Source organism: Peptoniphilus sp. BV3C26 (assembly GCF_000478985.1).
GTDB classification, from domain to species: domain Bacteria; phylum Bacillota; class Clostridia; order Tissierellales; family Peptoniphilaceae; genus Peptoniphilus_B; species Peptoniphilus_B koenoeneniae.
The window spans coordinates 1-3,908 of sequence record NZ_AWXB01000049.1 but is presented as its reverse complement, the minus strand read 5'-3'; the positions used below and the strand labels follow the sequence as shown (position 1 = coordinate 3,908).

Here is a 3,908-nt window from a genome sequence, read left to right as displayed (position 1 = left end):
TTCCTAGTGGGTAGCAGACAAAGAATTTGCCCTTAATGGAGTAAATGAAGGAACAATAAAACCAATAGGAGGATGGTATTATCCTCTTGCAAAATACGTTTACGTATTAGCAGCTATTACTGCTTTAATAGCAGGAGCAATGCTTGGCGGAATAGGTTGATAAAAAAATTTTCAAAACCATCGTTTTATACGGTGGTTTTTTTATTTGCAAAATAAATTACTGAAATAAGAAGAATAATAATATATAATATCAAATAGAAATGAATTAGGAGGCTAATATGGACTTAAATAAAAAAATCGCAGAACTTATAGAAGAAGAAAATAATCTTTCAGACTATCTTGTCCTAATAGGATTTGACAAAAAAGAACTTTCAACAATGGGTAAATTTATAAGTTTAAAATCAGCACTAAAGGCAAAAAACATAGCTGAAGAAGTTTTTATAAAAGCATTTGATGAATATAGAGAAAGCATAAAAAACGAAGAAGAATTAAAAAAATTTGGAAAATTAAAAGTGGCGGGAGTTTTGCCCTGTCCCATAAGAATTCCATTGGTAGATGAACTTAATAAAAATAATCTTAAAAATTTTTCTTTTAATCTAAAGAGTGCAAACTTAGGACTTGATCATGTGAAAGAAAGCTTTGAAAAAGATGAAAATCCAGATCTTATTATAAGTGCAGGTTATGAAATGATAACAAATGAAAATTATAGAAAGATTTTAAAAAGAGATTATATAAGTCCCCAAGCTGAAATAAATAAAGGATTTATAGAAAGAGGAGCAGACCTTAAAGATGGAGAAAATACATTTCATATAATAGGCATAGTGCCAGCAGTTTTTATTGTAAATAAAAGGGTCTTAGGAAATAAAAAAATACCAGAATCTTGGGAAGAACTTTTAAGTGGAGATTACAAAAATTCACTGGCAATACCCATGTCAGACTTGGACTTATACAATGCCCTTGTAATTTCCATTTATGAAAGATATGGAAGTGACGGACTGAAAAAATTAAAAGATGCAATCTATACATCGGCACATCCAGCTCAAATGGTAAAAGAAAAAGAACTTGCAGCAATTTCAGTGGCACCCTACTTTTTTGCAGCAATGGTACAATCTCAAGATTTACAAATGGTTTGGCCTAAAGATGGAGCCATAGTTTCACCTATATTTATGACGGCAAAAAAAGATAAATTAGAAAAATTAAAAGAAATTATAGGTATCTTTTTAAGCGAAAAAGTAGCCAAAATATTTTCAGCCAATGGAAAATTTCCCTCAACAAACCCAAATACTGACTTAGGCATAAGTTCAGACCAAAAATTAATGTTTCCCGGCTGGGACTTTTTAAACAAAAACATAGACAAAAAAATTGAAAAAATAGAAGAAATTTTTAAATTATAGGAGTAAATATGAAATTTATAACAGTAAGTGGACCTCCATCAACAGGAAAAACTTCTATAATTATAAAAACAATAAAAGAATTACAAAAACAAAAATTAAAAGTAGGAGTAATAAAATTTGACTGCCTCTGGACAGATGATGACAAAACCTATGAAAGCAATGGAATAGAAGTAAAAAAAGGTCTGTCAGGAGGACTTTGCCCAGATCATTTTTTTGTTTCAAATATAGAAGAAATAATAAAATGGGGAAAAGAAAAAAACTTAGACATACTAATAAGTGAATCAGCAGGTCTGTGTAATAGGTGTTCACCCTATTTAAAAGACATTATGGGAGTTTGCGTAATAGATAATCTTTCAGGAATAAATACTCCCATGAAAATAGGACCTATGTTAAGAATGGCAGACCTTGTCCTAATAACAAAAGGAGATATAGTATCTCAGGGAGAAAGAGAAGTCTTTGCATCAAAAGTCCATATAGTAAATCCAAAAGCAAAAATTTTAAACGTAAATGGCTTGACAGGACAAGGAAGCTTTGAACTTGCAAGACTTATTGCAAACACAGACTCCAATGTAAAGGAAGAAGAAATGAAACTTAGATATCCTATGCCCACAGCTCTATGCTCCTATTGTTTAGGAGAAATGAGAGTAGGAGAGAAATATCAACTTGGTAATGTAAAGAAAATAAATTAAAAATTATGAAATACGAAAATATAAAAATAAAAGACTTAGAAGAAGAATTCCCATATGTAGGAGAATATTTTGAGGCAAATCAATTAGAATTAAATAAAAATTTATCCCTAAGAGAAAATGTAGAAAACTTAGACCAAGAAAAAAGAGAAGACCTTGGTCTTTTGGGAGAAAGCATATTTGAATCTTTAAATGATTTCATCAAATCTATGAACGAATTTTTAGGCATAAAAGAAAAAGTAAGAGAACTAATAATTTTGCCAGGAATTGATAAGGATAAAAAGCCAGAAAAATTTGAAAAAATAGTTTTAAGGTCATCAGATATAGTTGCCATAGTAGGACCAACAGGATCGGGCAAATCCAGATTCTTAGCAGACATAGAATGGATGGCGAAAAAAGACACACCAACAAAAAGAACAATACTAATAGACGGAAAAGAAGCAGATGAAGAAGACAGGTTTCATGGAAACCATAAATTAGTAGCTCAACTTTCCCAAAACATGAACTTTATAATGGATTTGACAGTAAAAGAATTTATAGAACTTCATGCAAAAGCAAGATTTATAGAAGCAGAAAATGTAATAGATAAAATAATAGAAGACGCAAATAAACTTGCAGGAGAAAAATTTAGCCTAAACACATATTTAACATCCTTATCAGGGGGCCAATCAAGAGCATTGATGATAAGTGATACAGCAAACTTATCAGAAAGCCCTATTGTCTTAATAGACGAAATAGAAAATGCAGGAATAGATAGAAAAGAAGCAGTAAAACTTTTAATATCAAAAGACAAAATAGTTTTAATGGCAACCCATGATCCAACCCTTGCCCTAATGGCAAAAAGAAGAATCGTAATAAATAACGGAGCAGTGCAACAAGTAATAGAAAGAGAAGATGAAGAACTTAAAGTATTAAAAGAACTCGATAGAGTAGATAAATATGTAGAAGAACTTAGAAATAACTTACGATATGGGAAAAAATTAAAATAAAAATGCTTCACGTGAAGCGTAAAAAAATAATTTATAAAAAAATTGAATTTGTTCTCCAACATTAAACACGCGGACCGGTAAACCGGTCCCTACAACCCACAAAATCCCACGTATAAATTTATTGTAATTTTGAATCCACGCAGGAATGTGGGGTAAATTTGTGCGAAGAGGTTTCAAAAGAATAAACCCTTACAACCGAATGTAGGGACCAATTTATTGGTCCGGCGGCGAAGCCGAGCGATTTAAAATAAATAAAAAAATGAAAAAGAATAAATTCAGAAAAAAGATTTATTGGAAAAATTTAAAATAAAATGCTTCACGTAGAGCATAAAAAATTTAAAATAAATTTTAAATCAAATATTTATTTTGTTCTCCCACAAAAAACACAGCCCACAAAAACCCACACACAAATTTATTATAATTTTATCCAAACATGGAAGACACATGGGAATGTTGGGTTTGTTTGTGCGAAGAGATTTTACAAAATTAAACCCTTGCAAGCGAATGTAGGGACCAACTTTGAAGACCTAACCCGATTTTTGAAAAAAAAATCGTGGTAGGTCTCATGCAACTATTTGCCCAAATCTTTGATTTGGCTGCAAATATCTGCTATTGGTCCGGCGGCGTAAGCCGAGCGATTTAAAACAAAATAAAAAAATGAAAAAGAATAAAGATAGATTAAACCTCCATGAAGGCAATAGGAATGAAAAGCGTAAGCTTTTCCACCAATAAAAAGCGTTTCGAGGGGTAAGGAGGGGGAGCCGCGAGGGGGACGTTAGGGACAATCGCAAGTCCATTAGTCCCCCTCGCGTTACATATGTAAATAAAAAATAGAGAAA

Annotated in this window: 3 protein-coding genes; all 3 read left to right on the top strand. The window is 31.7% G+C overall.

Annotation, left to right across the window (positions count from 1 at the left end; all coding sequences use genetic code 11):
• Window positions 1–278: 278 nt before the first annotated feature.
• Genes HMPREF1253_RS05335 through HMPREF1253_RS05325 form a run of 3 tightly spaced genes read left to right on the top strand, consistent with a single transcriptional unit; the run spans window position 279 to window position 3,069 of the window.
• Window positions 279–1,394, top strand: a complete 1,116-nt coding sequence (locus tag HMPREF1253_RS05335; RefSeq protein WP_023055733.1) for an ABC transporter substrate-binding protein — start codon at window positions 279–281, stop codon at window positions 1,392–1,394.
• 8 nt (window positions 1,395–1,402) lie between these two features.
• On the top strand, window positions 1,403–2,083 hold the full coding sequence (locus HMPREF1253_RS05330; protein WP_023055731.1) for a GTP-binding protein: 681 nt from the start codon (window positions 1,403–1,405) through the stop codon (window positions 2,081–2,083).
• Between the two features lie 5 nt (window positions 2,084–2,088).
• Entirely contained in the window at window positions 2,089–3,069 is a 981-nt protein-coding gene (locus tag HMPREF1253_RS05325) for an ATP-binding cassette domain-containing protein (RefSeq protein ID WP_023055732.1), read from the top strand.
• The last annotated feature ends 839 nt before the right edge of the window (window positions 3,070–3,908 follow it).

Coding starts and splice junctions, on each gene's coding strand:
- HMPREF1253_RS05335 (WP_023055733.1), top strand. CDS start 279: ATGGACTTAAATAAAAAAATCGCAGAACTTATAGAAGAAGAAAATAAT.
- HMPREF1253_RS05325 (WP_023055732.1), top strand. CDS start 2,089: ATGAAATACGAAAATATAAAAATAAAAGACTTAGAAGAAGAATTCCCA.
- HMPREF1253_RS05330 (WP_023055731.1), top strand. CDS start 1,403: ATGAAATTTATAACAGTAAGTGGACCTCCATCAACAGGAAAAACTTCT.